The 15,650-nt window shown below is 54.5% G+C and carries 10 protein-coding genes and 1 pseudogene; 4 read left to right on the top strand and 7 right to left on the bottom strand.

Features of this window, described 5'->3' with window-relative positions; all coding sequences use genetic code 11:
• Positions 1-186 precede the first annotated feature (186 nt).
• Positions 187-1,575 carry a transposase gene (locus ACXAEW_RS10965; RefSeq protein WP_474940388.1) on the top strand — a complete coding sequence of 463 codons (1,389 nt, stop codon included), beginning with the start codon at positions 187-189 and terminating at the stop codon, positions 1,573-1,575.
• A gap of 610 nt (positions 1,576-2,185) precedes the next feature.
• Here the strand turns inward: ACXAEW_RS10965 and ACXAEW_RS10960 are convergent.
• The 7 genes from ACXAEW_RS10960 to ACXAEW_RS10930 all read right to left on the bottom strand — a co-directional run bounded on the left by ACXAEW_RS10960 (position 2,186) and on the right by ACXAEW_RS10930 (position 11,758).
• The gene (locus ACXAEW_RS10960; RefSeq protein WP_474941344.1) at positions 2,186-3,718 is read right to left on the bottom strand and encodes an alkaline phosphatase family protein; all 1,533 of its coding nucleotides are present in this window, start codon (positions 3,716-3,718) and stop codon (positions 2,186-2,188) included.
• On the bottom strand, positions 3,715-4,494 hold the full coding sequence (locus tag ACXAEW_RS10955) for an inositol monophosphatase family protein (RefSeq protein ID WP_474941343.1): 780 nt from the start codon (positions 4,492-4,494) through the stop codon (positions 3,715-3,717). The genes ACXAEW_RS10960 and ACXAEW_RS10955 overlap by 4 nt, the downstream gene beginning before the upstream one ends.
• A 16-nt stretch (positions 4,495-4,510) precedes the next feature.
• On the bottom strand, positions 4,511-6,463 hold the full coding sequence (locus ACXAEW_RS10950) for an ABC transporter ATP-binding protein (protein ID WP_474941342.1): 1,953 nt from the start codon (positions 6,461-6,463) through the stop codon (positions 4,511-4,513).
• Entirely contained in the window at positions 6,463-7,626 is a 1,164-nt protein-coding gene (locus ACXAEW_RS10945) for an ABC transporter permease (protein ID WP_474941341.1), read from the bottom strand. The genes ACXAEW_RS10950 and ACXAEW_RS10945 overlap by 1 nt, the downstream gene beginning before the upstream one ends.
• 3 nt (positions 7,627-7,629) lie before the next feature.
• Positions 7,630-8,622: an ABC transporter permease gene (locus tag ACXAEW_RS10940; protein WP_474941340.1), complete on the bottom strand. Its 993-nt coding sequence runs from the start codon at positions 8,620-8,622 to the stop codon at positions 7,630-7,632.
• Between the two features lie 88 nt (positions 8,623-8,710).
• The gene (locus ACXAEW_RS10935; protein ID WP_474941339.1) at positions 8,711-10,765 is read right to left on the bottom strand and encodes an ABC transporter substrate-binding protein; all 2,055 of its coding nucleotides are present in this window, start codon (positions 10,763-10,765) and stop codon (positions 8,711-8,713) included.
• Positions 10,766-10,876: 111 nt separating this feature from the next.
• The gene (locus ACXAEW_RS10930) at positions 10,877-11,758 is read right to left on the bottom strand and encodes a LysR substrate-binding domain-containing protein (RefSeq protein ID WP_474941338.1); all 882 of its coding nucleotides are present in this window, start codon (positions 11,756-11,758) and stop codon (positions 10,877-10,879) included.
• A 358-nt stretch (positions 11,759-12,116) separates the two neighbouring features.
• Here ACXAEW_RS10930 and ACXAEW_RS10925 point away from each other — a divergent pair.
• The 3 genes and pseudogenes from ACXAEW_RS10925 to ACXAEW_RS10915 all read left to right on the top strand — a co-directional run.
• Positions 12,117-12,659: pseudogene (locus ACXAEW_RS10925) on the top strand (tyrosine-type recombinase/integrase); the annotation flags it as partial.
• Between the two features lie 511 nt (positions 12,660-13,170).
• The gene (locus ACXAEW_RS10920; RefSeq protein ID WP_474941337.1) at positions 13,171-14,025 is read left to right on the top strand and encodes a hypothetical protein; all 855 of its coding nucleotides are present in this window, start codon (positions 13,171-13,173) and stop codon (positions 14,023-14,025) included.
• Between the two features lie 189 nt (positions 14,026-14,214).
• Entirely contained in the window at positions 14,215-15,603 is a 1,389-nt protein-coding gene (locus ACXAEW_RS10915) for a transposase (RefSeq protein WP_474940964.1), read from the top strand.
• The last annotated feature ends 47 nt before the right edge of the window (positions 15,604-15,650 follow it).

Raw genomic sequence — 15,650 nt, 5'->3', positions numbered from 1 at the left:
CACAGTTCCAGTTCCATACTCGCTGACTTTCGCTGTCGCAGCGAAAGTCAGCAACGCGGGCTGCGACTGCAGCATCAACACATCAGGCTGGATGTCGGCTCAGGGCCTATTCTGTTGAAAAACTCTTCTTGTTTGGTGCTGGATTGACTGGTTCAATTCTTGCGACGTTGCAGGAGATTGACCGCGATGATGGGGCCGAGGCAGGAAGCGCAGGGAGCGTTGTTCTACGAGTTCTCGATTGAGGACCATGTTCCTCAGGATCACATTCTCCGTGGCATAGACCGGTTCGTCGAACTTTCAGGCATCCGGGGACACCTTGCCCCCTTCTATAGCTCAACGGGCAGACCGTCAGTTGATCCGGAACTGATGATCCGGATGCTGCTGGTGGGCTACGTGATGGGCATTCGATCTGAGCGTCGGCTCTGTGACGAGGTGCATCTCAACCTCGCGTACCGCTGGTTTTGCCGCCTCGATCTCACTGATCCGGTGCCGGACCATTCGACCTTCTCGAAGAACCGGCACGGCCGTTTCCGAGACAGTGACCTTTTGCGGCATTTGTTCGAGACGGTTGTTACGCGCTGTATCGAGGAAGGGTTGGCCAGTGGGCAGCGTTTCGCAGCTGACGCCAGCCTGATCCAGGCTGATGCCAATCGGCAGAACTCCTCACCGCAGCGGGATTGGGCACCTGAGAAGATCGTCCCTGAAGATGCACCCCGCGCCGTCAGGGAATACCTAGAGACGTTGGATGAAGCCGCCTTTGGTGCTGCAAGCCCGGTGAAGCCGAAGTTCACCTCACATTCCGATCCAGCCTCGCAATGGACAGGGGCACGGGGTGGACCCGCCTATTTTGCCTATTCCGCCAACTATCTGATCGACACCGACAACGGTGTGATCCTGGATGTTGAAGCAACTCGGTCTATCCGACAGGCTGAGGTCGGTGCTACCCGAACCATGGTTAGTCGGGTGCACCAGCGCCATGATCTCAAGCCGGAACGGTTGATCGCAGACACGGCTTATGGTTCGGGACCCATGCTTGGCTGGCTTGTCGATCATGGCATTGCTCCGCATATCCCGGTTATCGATAAATCCGGTCGCAACGACGGGACCTTCGAGCGAGCCGACTTCACCTATGACACTGAGAATGACGCGTACATCTGTCCAGGTGGCAAGGAACTCAAACAATACCGCCGGGCCTTCACAAAGCCGAGGGAACCGAAACCGGACAAGGACGGCATCCTTCGTTATCGTGCCCGCAGATCCGACTGCGACGCCTGCAACCTGAAAAGCCGATGCTGCCCGAAAGAGCCGCGGCGCAAGGTAACACGGTCGGTCCACGAACCATCCCGAGACGTGGCGCGCGCCATCGCCCAAACCACCCAATACGCGATCTCTTGCAAGCTCAGGAAGAAGGTCGAGATGCTGTTTGCCCACCTCAAACGCATCCTCGGTCTCGGACGCCTCCGATTACGTGGTCCATGCGGCGCACGCGACGAATTCCACCTCGCCGCCACCGCCCAGAACCTCAGAAAACTCGCAAAGCTCATCACGGCTCCCCAAACAACACCCGCCATATGATCAAGGTCTCGGCTGTGCAGATATCGAGATCAAAACCGAGCATTCAAATCGGCGAGTTTTTCAACTGAATAAGCCCGACCCGGCCATTTTGTTTTTATGCTGCGTGCGCTCGCAGCGGGAGAAATGCGGCATGAGCGAAAAACTTCATGCTGTCGCGCAGCAGAACAACCGGCCATTCGTGCAGGTGGCAGCATCGATCGAGCGGCGAACTTACAGGTCGCGGGACAAAGCAGGCATTGGAATTTGTGCCTTCGCTTGTGCAGCGTCCGTTCGCGTTTGCCGAACGGAACTAGCCGTCTTCTGGCTAGCGGCGTCAAACCGACCATTCAAACCGACTCCGCGCCGTCAAATCCAGCCTTCGTTTTCGCCGCTTCCTTTCCGAGCTATCCAAGTGCGGAGAAATTGGTCTTGGGTTCCGAACCTTTCCAGTGCAGCACTGATTGCTGTGTAGCGCGGCAGGTTTTCTGTTTCAGGCCATTGAAAGCGAGGAATGTCGGGGACATCCAGGCCATCGGTTCAAACTGAACGAAAGCGTGCACCATGGCCGCACTTTCACGCTTAGCTTGGCTTTCTACACAAGGCAGTCGTAAAAATGCGCAATTTTCTCGGTCTATACCCATCGCTGCTTCGTCACCGCGCCGTTGTCCGTGATGGTCACGAAAGACAGCGTTTGATCGGCGTTTTGCATGCGATGCCGCAGCAGCTTTCGGGTCATTCGTAAGAGGTCGACTTTGCATTTTGCTTGCTGAGCCAAATTCTCTGACCCATCGGAATGCCGGTCAAGCAAGAGCGGTGCAATTTCACCAGCAAATTCCACAAGTAAAAACTGATCTTCACGCAAGATTGCCACGTTGGATTGGCTGATCGATGTGCCTAACACCTTTTGCCACTCTGTTTCATAAAGTGGCTCGCCAAAATCGAACTCCGAGTAGGTGTAGTTTCGCCAGTTCTTCGGCTTTTCCGTCCCGAAAAACGGCAACAATGAACGACCATCGACAGAATTCGGGATCTCCTGACCGATCCAGTCCAGAATTGTAGGCATGATATCGATGGACTCGGTTGGCGCCGTGACGTCCTGCCCGGCGAGAGTTCCGCTTCCAGGCATTCCCACAATCAGAGGCACGTGGAAGGCTGCGTCATGTACCGACATCTTGCCCCAACTATGGTGGTCTCCCAGCATCTCACCGTGATCTGCGGTCACGACGATCAGAGTGTCTTCGTATTGCCCACTGTCTTTCAGAAAGGACATAACCCGTCCGATGTGATGATCCACTTCAGTGGCCAGCCCCAAGTAGATCGAGCGCAGGGTCTGAACATTGGCATCGGTTGGCATCAAATCCGGTTGCCCGTCCACAAAATCGGCAACGGAGGTTGAGCGAATAGTACCTTCAAAGAAGGGGTGTACGGAAATCTCGTCTTCTGTACTGGCCAAGCGGTTGGGCATCGGCAATTCATTGGGATCGTACATGCGATTGTAAGGCGCTGGCGCGACAAGCGGCGGATGGGGTCGAATGTAGGTCAGGTGCGCGCACCAGCCCTGCGCAGGATTGACCGCCATATGCTCAAGGAACTTGTCCGTCAGGTAAGCCGTGTCGCTGTGTTCCTTGGCGTAAAGCGCGGGTCCATCTGGGTGCAGCATGCAGTTTTCCTGTTGCGGAACAAACAGATCTCCCAGCCCATCGAACTGGTAACCCTTGTCCCGAAGATAGCCCTGCCACCCCGCCGAGACTTCGGCCCGCATTTCCACCACTTCCTCGAAACTGGCCATTGGATATTCATAGGAAAACAACGCAGGATCATCCGCATTATGCACGCGCGGATCCTGCGAGGTATCGGTATAGCCAAATAGTTTCGGGATATAGCCCGCTTTGCGCAGCTCGGTGCCAAGGTTCGGCGTGTCATGGCGTAGCGGCGTTCCATTGCGCACAGACCGATGGTTCATCGCGTATTGGCCAGTTAGCAACGAGGCGCGTGATGGGCCGCAGGGATTGGTGACCGAGAAGTGGTTTTTGAACGTTACACCATCCGCCATCAGCGAGCGCAGATTGGGCAAATCGACATATTTGGCGAGCTCACCAAACACGCAATCCGCGCGAAGCTGATCAATAACAATAAAGAGTATGTTCTTAGATCTGGCAGTCATCGCGCCCACTCCGCCTGGATTAGTTCCAGGACAGCCTCGTGCAACGCAGGTGTTGCTGCGGAGACAACATGCCCCTCGGATTGAAGCGTCAACGCCTTACCGTTCCAGTCGGTCATGATACCCCCAGCTGCTTCGACGACAGCGCGCACGGGCAGGTAGTCGTAGGGCTGAAGATCATAGTCGACCACTGCATCGACATGACCCATCGCTAAAAGCGCGTGGGGATAACAATCATAGGAAAGGCGGCGGGTTTGTCCGGCCTTCATGAGTTGATCAAAAACTGCCGCATGGTCACGGTAGATTTTCTCGCCCTCGTTGATGAACAGGACTGCCTCTTCTAGTGCAGTCTGGTTGCTGACGGAAATCGGCTTCCCATTCACAGTCGCACCCTTGTCTTTCACGCCGATAAGAGTTTCCCCCAAGGTCGGAACGCCAATCACGCCGATTTCGAGCTGACCAAATTTTAACCGGCCCAACAGAAAACCAAAGAGCGGATGCCCCGATAAAAACGATCTAGTGCCGTCAATAGGATCAACAATCCAGATATGATCACGATCATCGCCCTGAAAACCGGCCTCTTCCCCAAAGACGCCATCTTCTGGAAAATACTCAGCCAGATAGCTGCGCACAATTTCCTCGACCCCTCGGTCGGCTTGGGTAACGGGGCTTTCGTCAGATTTGAAATCAACCCCAAGCTTGCCTCGAAAATAGCCAAGTGCGGCTTCAGCGGCGATGGATGAAATCCGTTCCGCGTGTTGCGTAATGTCAGTTGTCATTTAGTCCAGTTCCAACTCAAGCCAATTCTAGCGTTGGCCGAGACGCCGTTGCAGATTTTGTAGGCAACACATGGCAGGCCACAAAGTGGCCATCGTCGATTTCGATAAGCTCGATCGGATGCGCCACGCGGTCAAAGCCTTTCGGCTCATCAACAACGCGATACCCGCCATCTGTCCATTGAACGACCGGATGAAAGTCTTCGCCTTCAAACTTCTCGGGATTGAACGGGGCATCGGGGTCCGGGTGAGGCACCGCCGTAAGTAGTGCTCGTGTATAGGGGTGACGGGGATTGAAGAAAATCTTCTCTGTTGGCCCATACTCCATAAACTGGCCGCGATACATCACAGCGACACGGTGGGAAATTTGCGCCACCACCGCCAGATCATGCGCAATGAACAGAAAGCTGATGCCCATTTCGTTCTGAATGTCGCGCAACAGATCTACAATTTCAGCCTGGATTGATACGTCCAGCGCGGATACGCATTCGTCGCAGACCACAAATTTCGGCTTTGAAACCAGCGCACGGGCAATGCAGATCCGCTGGCGCTGCCCCCCCGAAAACGCATGTGGGAAGCGACGCAGGTGCTCCAGATCAATTTTACAGCGCGCTGCAATTTCGCGCACGCGCTCGTCGATTTTCTCTCGATCGGTCATCACGCCGGACGCCACCAGAGGCTCGGCAATGATATCACGTACGGTCATGCGGGGATTGAGCGACGAGTAAGGGTCCTGAAAGACCAAACTCATCTCTGGTCGGAAGGACCTCAGCACATCACCAGCCAGAGCGTTGATCTGTACCGGCCCTTCCGAAAAAGCCATGTTGAGCTTGGAGCGCACCTTGCGCAACTCCTCTGGGCTGGCGTGTGCCAGATCGATATCACCCTTGTTTTTGCGATGAAAAATCACTTCGCCGTCGCTCGGGTCAATCGCCCGTAGAATGGCGCGACCAACTGTGGTTTTGCCCGAACCGGACTCCCCAACCAATCCAACAGTCTCACCACGCAGAATATCAAAGGTGATGTCGCGTACAGCCCGCACGGTTTCGATTTCGGTGCGGAACAGTTTCTTGTTCTTAACTTCGAAATCCACAGCCAGATTTTTGACGTCGATCAAGGATCGGCCCCCCCCCCCTGTCAGCGGTTTAGGTGGGACAACCTTGTCCAAGCGTGGCACAGCAGCCAACAGCCGTTTGGTATAGGCTTCTTGCGGGTTTTGGATCACCTCGCGAACGGTGCCGCGTTCGACGATTTCGCCTTTGTACATCACCGCGACATCATCAGCGACCTGCGCAACTACACCCAGATCGTGGGTGATGAAGATCATGCTCATATCGAGTTCGGTTTGCAGGTCGCGCATCAGTTTCAGAACCTGCGCCTGAATGGTCACATCAAGAGCCGTCGTGGGTTCGTCAGCGATCAACAGTTGTGGACCGGCCGACAGTGCAAGGGCGATCATCGCGCGTTGGCGCATACCTCCGGACAATTCGTGCGGGTATTGATCGACACGCTGTCCCGGATTGGTCAGTCCAACCTTATCCAGCATCTCAATCGCAATTTCACGCGCTTGACGGCGCGAAACTTTGCGATGCAGCAAGATGGCTTCCATGATCTGATTGCCAACGGTGTAAACTGGCGAGAAGCTGGCCATCGGTTCCTGAAAGATCATACCAATTTCGCCGCCGCGCAATCGATGCATGCGCGGATCGTTCCGGTGGATCTTGGCGATATCAACCGCCTTGCCGTTTTTTGCGATGTAATTGATCTGACTGTCTTCACCAATAGAAGCGATCCCCGGCAAGAGCTGCATCACCGCCTTGGTACTGATGGATTTGCCGGAACCTGACTCTCCTACGATGCCCAATGTTTTGCCCTTTTCCAAAGAAAAGGAGACATTGCGCACAGGAGTAATCAGGCCTTCGTCAGTCCTGAAGTTCAATGTCAGGTTTTGAACGTCGAGTATCTTGGTCATCACTTGGCCTCCGCATATGGGTCAGCGGCGTCACGAAGGCCGTCACCAATGACCGTGAACGCAAGCACGGCAACCACAACAAAAATGGCAGGAATGAACAGCCACGGGGTCTGTTCGATCGCGCGAACCGATTGCGCCTGCTGAAGAAGGACCCCCCAGGATACCGAGGGTGGGCGCAGGCCAAGGCCCACAAAGCTCAGCGCGGTTTCGCTAAGGATCATGTAGGGAAAGCTGATGACCAGATCGACAATGATGAAACTGGTGAAACTTGGCAGCATGTGCTGGGCAATGATCCGTTTGGGGCGCGCGCCAGCCAGACGAGCTGCAACCACATAGTCTTCGTTGCGGATCGACAAAAGCTGTGAGCGTATGCGCCGCGCCAAAGTCGGCCAGCCGAACAAGCCCAATATCAGCGTCATGGCAAAATAGACTTGCGTCGTGGACCATTCCTTGGGCATGGCCGCAGCCAGCCCCATATACAGCGGGATAATGGGAACCACGCGAATGACCTCAGTTACGCGTTGGATGACATTGTCAATCAACCCACCGAAATATCCTGCAACACCCCCGATGGTCAGCGCCAATACGAACGAAATCAGCACGCCCAACACGCCGATCGAAAGCGAGGTACGGGTGGCATAGATCGTGCGACTAAACACATCCCTGCCCAAATCATCGGTGCCCCAGAAATGAAACTTCTGGTCCACGTCCGGGCTCAGACCGATAAGGTGACGATCGGTCGGCAGCACCCCAAGCACCTTCACCGGCTCGCCTTTTACAAAGACCTGCAAGTAATGGCGCACCTCAGGATCAGGAACAGAAATCGCACGCAATGTGACCGGATCGCGCTTCGTCGAGGTTCCGTGCACAAATGGCACAATCGAGCAGCCGTTCTGGTCGCAGAATTTAGGAACTTGTGGCGGGCCCTCAATGTAGGAGGTGTCGCGTGTCACCGGCCCATAGGGCGCGACAAATTCGGCAAACATGCCTGCCAGCGCCATCAGGCCCAAAAGGACAGACGCCAGCATGGCCGCACGGTGACGGCGAAAACGCCACCAGATCAGCGTCCATTGAGAGGCTGAGTAGTATTTCAAAAGGCGCTGGCGCTCTTTTTCTTCTTCAACGGTCAGCGGTTGTTGCTTCGGGTCAAACGTATCGGTCATGAATCAGGCGCCCAGTTTGATGCGCGGATCCAGCCACGCAAGCAGCAGGTCCGAGACAAAGTTCATAAGGACAATGGCGAAGGTCAGCATCAGCAGGATCGCGCCTGCCACATTCATATCGAGGTCGAGATAGGCCTTTAACAACAACTCGCCCAATTCGGTCAGTCCCAGCACCACGGCCACAATCGGCAGTTCCGAGAAGATGCGGTTCACGTCAAAACCGATGGTCGACACAATCGGGTTGATCGCAAGCCGCGCAGGATATTTGATCAGCAATCGCCCTTCGGGCACCCCGCGCGCCCGCGCGGCAGTGACAGAGAGCTTGTTCAGCTCATCCGACATTGTCGCCCGCACGGTTTGGATCTGATAGGCTACGGCCGACCAGGCCAGCACGATCGCCGGCAGCCAAAGGTGTTTGAGCATGTCCCACACTTTGGCCAGTGACCAAGGTGCATCCTGATAGGCAGCAGAGAAAAGCCCCCCAATATCAGCGCCAAACCAAAGGTTTGCAAAGTAAAGCAGCACCAAAGCCAAAAGAAAATTCGGCAGGGCAAGACCCAGATAGGAGAATACTGTCAGCCCGTAATCCACGGCCGATCCACGGCGCACCGCAGCATAGATGCCGATTGGGATGGAGATGATATAGGTCAGGATCAGCGTGGCAAACAGGATGCCGGTGGTAAGCCAGACCTTGTCGCCGATGACATTTGCAACCGATGTTTCAAAGGCAAACGCCTGCCCAAAATCGCCGCGCAGTACGATGCCACCGATCCAATCGAAGTAACGAAACAGCATTGGCTTATCGAGACCCAGATCAACACGGATCGCCTGAATGTCTGCTTCGGTTACGTTAACGCCAGTGCCAGAGTATTTGCGGAAAGCATATCGGTCAGCGTAGTCACCGGGTGGAATTTCCATGATTAGGAAGACCATCAATGACACCAAGGCCATCGTGATGATCATGCCAAGCATGCGCTCTAATGTGAATCTGAGCATTCAGACGAACTCCGCCGAAGGGAAAAACGAAGGCCCGGCGCATGCCGTACACACCGTACGAACGTGCACCGGGCCAACTCAGTTTGGCTTACTGCTCCAGCCACCACTGGGCTGGGCGGTAGGGATAGGTCCAGTAGAAGTCGTAAGTCTTAGACTTGATCGGCTTCACGTTCTGCAGATCGTTGCGATACAGGAACGGCGCGACGATGTCCCCGACAGTGCCGATTTTCAGCATGTTGTCGGTGTGGATCTTGACGATCTCTGCACCCAGCTTGTTGCTTTCGTCAGATCCCATTTCAACCTGGATGAACTTCTCGCTGAGAGCCCAGAGTTTCTGGATGTCAGCAGGAGGCTCGATGCCTTCTGCACCGTCAGTTTTCTTCCAGGACGCCCACAGGGCACCAGTGCCCGGGTTGAAGAAGTCACCGAAAGGCGGAACAAACACGGTTGTGTCCTGGCTGATGGTCGGGCCAGCATTGCCGTCATATTTCCAGGTGGTCAGGTCCAGATCGTTGTTGTTGCCAGAGGCGCGGTATTCGTCCGATGTTACCTCTTTCAGGTCAACACGCACACCTACAGCAGTCCAGTAGTCGCGCACCAGTTCCATCATCTTCACAGGAACACCCTGTGAGGAATAGACCAGACGCACAACCAGCGGCTTGCCATCGGGGCGTTCGCGCGTGCCGTCGCCATCGCTGTCGGCCAGACCCATCTCATCAAGCAACGCGTTTGCGGCTGCGGTATCATACGCGATGTCGCGGTTCAGGACCTCGTCGGATACGAACGAAACGGTCTTGGGTTCCGCCGGAACGCCCTGCATCGGGGTGCCTTGGCTCAGATAGACGATCTCGTTGATCTCGTCGCGGTTCAAAGCCAAAGACATGGCGCGGTTGAAGCGCAGATCGCTAAAGATTTTGCGCAGCACTTCGTCTTCGTGGGTGCGGTTGAACGAGAAGAACACGTTTTCACCGAAGGTCGGGGCAAACTGGATGTTATAGTTGCCGCGCGCTTCGTTTTCCTTCAGCAGCGGGAAGTCCTCAAGGAAGACAGCCTGCTGTTTCCAGACCACTTCACCGTTCATGATCTTGAGGTTCTGGACTTCTTTGTCAGCCACATAGGTTTCAACGATTTCGTTGATGTACGGCAGCTGATTGCCTGCAGTGTCCACTTGGTGGAAATAGGGGTTTGCCACCAGTTTGCGACCTTCAGAGGTCTCTTCCACAACAATGTAGCTTTCCAGTGTCGGCACGACATGGCGACCGACTGCTTCGGCTTTGGCAGGGTCTTTCAGCAGCGGCGACGGGACGTCTTTCCAGTCCGAGCCACCATAGTAGAAATCAACCGCTTCTGCCCCATTGGCAAAACCCAGCGCCTGTGCGGCAGCATCTGCGTCAGCATTGTGCTTGGGCATGAACTGGCTCAGGAAGTGTTTCGGCTGGAACGGCTGGCCATAGTCCACGGCAAAGCGGTTCATGATGCCGGGAGTTGGAACCGGGAACGTGAACTGAACGGTCAGATCATCCTTGGCTTCAACCTTCACAGGCTCACCTGCAAACAACCAGCGGTCCGGGGTCTTTTCGTAAACATCAGGGTTCAGAATGATGTCGTTCATCCAGAACTCGACGTCAGCAGCCGTGAAGGGCGCGCCGTCGGACCACTTGTGGCCTTCACGCAGCGTGATGGTCAGTTGAGTGTAGTCACCGTTCCAAGACCAGGCTTTTGCGATGTTCGGAACAACCGTCTGCAGGTCGTCAGAGTAACGCACGAAATTCACGTGACGTACCGACAGCAGATCCGAGGTGCCGGATTCGGTGGCTTTCGACAGCCCGGTGATCGCACCGCCATAGGAACCGATGGTGTCATAAGGCATGACCACCAGAGGCTCATTTGGCAGACGATCCGCAACGGCGGCCAGATCGGCGTTGCCGAAGATGCGGGCATTCAGCGCGTTGATCGAGGGGTTTTCAGAAAACGCCAGCGTACAAGATGCCGCGCTTTGCAGTTCCACCAGTTCGAATTGCTGCGGGAACTCAGATTTCAGACCCATGGGGTCAGCGACGGTTGCCGCCGGGCAGTTCGCCAGGGCTGGGGACGCCAGCAATGCAAGTGCCGAGCAGGACAGAAGAGATGTTCGGATAGTCATGATAGCCTCTTTGTGCGGTGTGTGCGCAGCGTTAGAGGCCGAATTTTACAGTTCTATGACAGACCAAGGGCTATTAGAAAATCCTATGACTTACAGTATGATGCAAAACCGTTACAAAGCCTCTTTCGTGATGCGCAGCAACTCACCGACTGTTGCAGTAGATCGCATCGCGGGCAGACAGGTTAAGTAGTGGGTAATTTGGAGGTTTTTGTCCTCGATGGGTAAGAACATCAAACCGCCTTCTCCTACAAACTCCCGTTCAAATCCCACGCCGACCCCCAATCCTGACCGTACCAACGTCATGATCGATCCCCAGGATCCCAGACCAAGCAATGTATTGAGTTGAACCCGTGCGATTCGCGCTGCTGCCTCAAAGGACCGGCGTGTTTCTGACGTTGGCTCCCGTTGTATCAGATCCAATCCTTCAACGTCATTCCAACCCAATGATCCTTTTTTTGCCAGCGTATGTTCAACTGGCACAATCAGTCCGATCCGTGTGTGAGCAACCGGGGTATAGTGCAAACCAGATGGGGGTTCATTGGACGTAATAAAGGCCACGTCGAATACCCCATTGCTCAACAGTGGCAACAGATCATTCGTCGCCATGGCGCGCGCAGTTACTTCCACACCAGGAAATTGGCGCACAAACTGTGAAACAATCGGCATGGCAAGCTGGTGAGTTGTATAACCAATATTAAGCGTGCCGTACTCTAATCCTTTCTTGCCTGACAGTTGGTTTTCCAACTCCACGCGCAGTCGGACAATTGCATTTACCTTGCCACGAATTTCTTCAAGAGTTCTGGTTGGTACAATTTCGTTACCCGTGCGCTCAAACAGCTGGCACTTAAATTGTTTTTCCAGTGAACCAATCAAACTGGAGACACTGGGCTGTGAAACACGAAGGTGTTTTGCTGCGAGCGTGAAACTTCCGTACCGCGAGACAGCTTCTAGAGCTTGAAGCTGTTTAAAACTGATGCTTGTTTCTTGGGGCATGCAAGGCTCAACTTTTCAGGATTTGAGGGCAATCTCTATAAATCCGGAAGGTAGAGTTGTTGTTGGTATAATGCAAAGCGTGAGCTAATTTGGCAACTGACCTATGCTGCGACTTGCACGAATGGCGATATCGATCGCAACAAGCTAGCACCGGAATCGCTCTCGTCGTATATTATTTGCTACGATCGCAGGCAGCATGAAAACCAAACTCACAGAATGGGCTCTGTGCGGACGAATGCACTGGCAGAGGAACAGGGTTCCAACAGCTTCGGATAACGGCCATTCAGCTTGATGCTATGCTCTCTTTGTCAGCGCGGTGCTGATGTCTGGGTTTGGTGGGAGGATTGGAGGGCATATTATGCCAAGAGTCCAACTTCCCGCAGTTACCCCAAAACACAAAGCCTGGAACAAGGGCCGGATCATCGGCCAAAAACGTCCCCTTCTTCCAAAACAAGTGTGGGCCATCCGGGCGCGGCTTGAACTTTCGGGTTATCTTCGTGACCTTGCGCTATTTAACGTTGCGATTGATAGCAAATTGCGCGGCTGTGATCTGGTCAAACTCGCCGTGGCAGATCTGGTAAAAGATGACCGCGTTCGCGAACGCGTTTCAATAGTCCAGAGTAAAACCAAGAAACCCGTTCAGTTCGAACTCACTGAAAACACAAGAGATACCGTCATAGTGTGGGTGCGATCTCCTGAGATGATTGGGTGTCGGTTCATGTTTTCGAGCCGTTTCCACGACCGCCCGCATATCTCAACACGTCAATATGGTCGACTTGTTCGTGATTGGGTTACAGCGATTGGCCTGGAACCCAGCGGATACGGAACACACTCGATGCGCCGGACCAAAGCTGCGGAGATTTACCGCAAGACGGGAACCCCACGACTTTGCAAATGTCTCTATCTGCGCTTCGCTGCCATTGGGGCGGGGCGCAGCATCCGCCAAGTCAGCCATGCCTCTCTGAAAGTCCGCTTTCGGAAAATTGGCTTAGGGATCACGCAACCGCAGCATAGGGCTTTCTGCACCGGGATCGAATGTCGAGTTTGGGCTGCCTTCAGTCATCTGGCGGTTGGGACCGTGTGCGGTATCGCTGCAACCCTGCTGCCGCAAGGCGGCCTCGAGCGCAGACCGGACTGCTCGTTTTAATGCTGAGAGCACACGCGAAGTCGGAAATGCCACGCAAGCAAGAAACTTGGTGCCGCACGCCAGCTTGCCAGAGCGCTCGACGGTCTCATGTGCCTTCGCAAGAAATCTTAACCACCAGATCTTTTTGTTCGAAAATGAAGCGCTCGCCATTCGGCCGGCGTTTTCTTTGTTTTGCCATGTTAAAACCGATCAAGGTCGCTTGACGACACATCCGTACCTGCACAATAATTTTCACATTGTAAAACTGATACTGTGTTGAGTTCAGATGTATAAATTTTTCTTTGGCGCAATTGCGTCAGTTTTGATTGCCGCGACACCCGCGACTTCTGCGACTTTTAATGAGAGCCCTTTTGGTTACAGATTTGAGCTGTTTGGAACGGCGGGTAAGACAAGCCTGGTTACGCAGGATGACCTTTTTGAGCGCATCACGATTGGCATTCCCGATCCCTATAGCGACGTGATTGCGATCACAAAAAACACTGTCAAAGCATCTTTACGCGAAGGATCAATTGGAGCCGGAGCAATCGCAAGCCCCTACGGTGTATCCGGGGCGATTCCCTCGGCGCAGATTACATTAAAAGATCGCCTTACATTTGACTTAACCGGTATGACAACAGGTTCAAAAGTGGATCTGAATATGGATTTCAATGTCGAGGCGGACTTTGTCGAAAAACCTTCTGGAAGCCACATTGGGACCGTGCTCGCTTCTTCCTTTGCCACTCTCAATGTTGATGGTTCGCGGATCTCTCGTTCGAGTGTCAGCGTTCAATACGGCGGGATAGGAAAACCCACTGGGGAAGAGACCTTTGGCATACACTACCTTGAGAATTCAACGTTTGAAAACCATGGTGAGTACACGCTCCATTTGGAATTGTTGACAGGAGAAATAAATGAAATCGCCCTTCAAAACACACTAAGTGTTACCAATGGTGTCTTGGCTCTGAACTCAGCCAAAACTAATATTATCACGGACTTGAACTATACATCTGCATCGGGCGTCTTTCTTACAGGCCCCGCACCAGTTCCGCTGCCAGCAACGGGCCTCCTGCTCGCAGGTGCTCTTGGCGGTCTCCGACTAGTGCAACGTCGCATGAAACCCCGCACCCGTTCCGTTCGATGATGGTTGGTGGATGCGCCTGCGGCGAAGGTCTGTTCTTTCCATTGCTCGTGCAGCATTGGACCGCCGCCCGGGTGGCAGATCGCTAGACTTTGCAAAGTCTGCTATCTGCGTATTCTGTTGAAAAACTCTTCTTGTTTGGTGCTGGATTGACTGGTTCAATTCTTGCGACGTTGCAGGAGATTGACCGCGATGATGGGGCCGAGGCAGGAAGCGCAGGGAGCGTTGTTCTACGAGTTCTCGATTGAGGACCATGTTCCTCAGGATCACATTCTCCGTGGCATAGACCGGTTCGTCGAACTTTCAGGCATCCGGGGACACCTTGCCCCCTTCTATAGCTCAACGGGCAGACCGTCAGTTGATCCGGAACTGATGATCCGGATGCTGCTGGTGGGCTACGTGATGGGCATTCGATCTGAGCGTCGGCTCTGTGACGAGGTGCATCTCAACCTCGCGTACCGCTGGTTTTGCCGCCTCGATCTCACTGATCCGGTGCCGGACCATTCGACCTTCTCGAAGAACCGGCACGGCCGTTTCCGAGACAGTGACCTTTTGCGGCATTTGTTCGAGACGGTTGTTACGCGCTGTATCGAGGAAGGGTTGGCCAGTGGGCAGCGTTTCGCAGCTGACGCCAGCCTGATCCAGGCTGATGCCAATCGGCAGAACTCCTCACCGCAGCGGGATTGGGCACCTGAGAAGATCGTCCCTGAAGATGCACCCCGCGCCGTCAGGGAATACCTAGAGACGTTGGATGAAGCCGCCTTTGGTGCTGCAAGCCCGGTGAAGCCGAAGTTCACCTCACATTCCGATCCAGCCTCGCAATGGACAGGGGCACGGGGTGGACCCGCCTATTTTGCCTATTCCGCCAACTATCTGATCGACACCGACAACGGTGTGATCCTGGATGTTGAAGCAACTCGGTCTATCCGACAGGCTGAGGTCGGTGCTACCCGAACCATGGTTAGTCGGGTGCACCAGCGCCATGATCTCAAGCCGGAACGGTTGATCGCAGACACGGCTTATGGTTCGGGACCCATGCTTGGCTGGCTTGTCGATCATGGCATTGCTCCGTATATCCCGGTTATCGATAAATCCGGTCGCAACGACGGGACCTTCGAGCGAGCCGACTTCACCTATGACACTGAGAATGACGCGTACATCTGTCCAGGTGGCAAGGAACTCAAACAATACCGCCGGGCCTTCACAAAGCCGAGGGAACCGAAACCGGACAAGGACGGCATCCTTCGTTATCGTGCCCGCAGATCCGACTGCGACGCCTGCAACCTGAAAAGCCGATGCTGCCCGAAAGAGCCGCGGCGCAAGGTAACACGGTCGGTCCACGAACCATCCCGAGACGTGGCGCGCGCCATCGCCCAAACCACCCAATACGCGATCTCTTGCAAGCTCAGGAAGAAGGTCGAGATGCTGTTTGCCCACCTCAAACGCATCCTCGGTCTCGGACGCCTCCGATTACGTGGTCCATGCGGCGCACGCGACGAATTCCACCTCGCCGCCACCGCCCAGAACCTCAGAAAACTCGCAAAGCTCATCACGGCTCCCCAAACAACACCCGCCATATGATCAAGGTCTCGGCTGTGCAGATATCGAGATCAAAACCGAGCATTCAA

The sequence above is a fragment of the Epibacterium sp. ABZ3_068 genome, assembly GCF_056159265.1.
The sequence above is the reverse complement of the archived record's forward strand: the minus strand, read 5'-3'. Positions and strand labels throughout refer to the sequence as shown.

Bases quoted from the DNA above. Each gene is read 5' to 3' on its own strand.
- ACXAEW_RS10960 (WP_474941344.1), bottom strand. From the start codon at position 3,718: ATGACTGCCAGATCTAAGAACATACTCTTTATTGTTATTGATCAGCTT.
- ACXAEW_RS10950 (WP_474941342.1), bottom strand. From the start codon at position 6,463: ATGACCAAGATACTCGACGTTCAAAACCTGACATTGAACTTCAGGACT.
- ACXAEW_RS10945 (WP_474941341.1), bottom strand. From the start codon at position 7,626: ATGACCGATACGTTTGACCCGAAGCAACAACCGCTGACCGTTGAAGAA.
- ACXAEW_RS10965 (WP_474940388.1), top strand. From the start codon at position 187: ATGATGGGGCCGAGGCAGGAAGCGCAGGGAGCGTTGTTCTACGAGTTC.
- ACXAEW_RS10955 (WP_474941343.1), bottom strand. From the start codon at position 4,494: ATGACAACTGACATTACGCAACACGCGGAACGGATTTCATCCATCGCC.
- ACXAEW_RS10940 (WP_474941340.1), bottom strand. From the start codon at position 8,622: ATGCTCAGATTCACATTAGAGCGCATGCTTGGCATGATCATCACGATG.
- ACXAEW_RS10930 (WP_474941338.1), bottom strand. From the start codon at position 11,758: ATGCCCCAAGAAACAAGCATCAGTTTTAAACAGCTTCAAGCTCTAGAA.
- ACXAEW_RS10920 (WP_474941337.1), top strand. From the start codon at position 13,171: ATGTATAAATTTTTCTTTGGCGCAATTGCGTCAGTTTTGATTGCCGCG.
- ACXAEW_RS10915 (WP_474940964.1), top strand. From the start codon at position 14,215: ATGATGGGGCCGAGGCAGGAAGCGCAGGGAGCGTTGTTCTACGAGTTC.
- ACXAEW_RS10935 (WP_474941339.1), bottom strand. From the start codon at position 10,765: ATGACTATCCGAACATCTCTTCTGTCCTGCTCGGCACTTGCATTGCTG.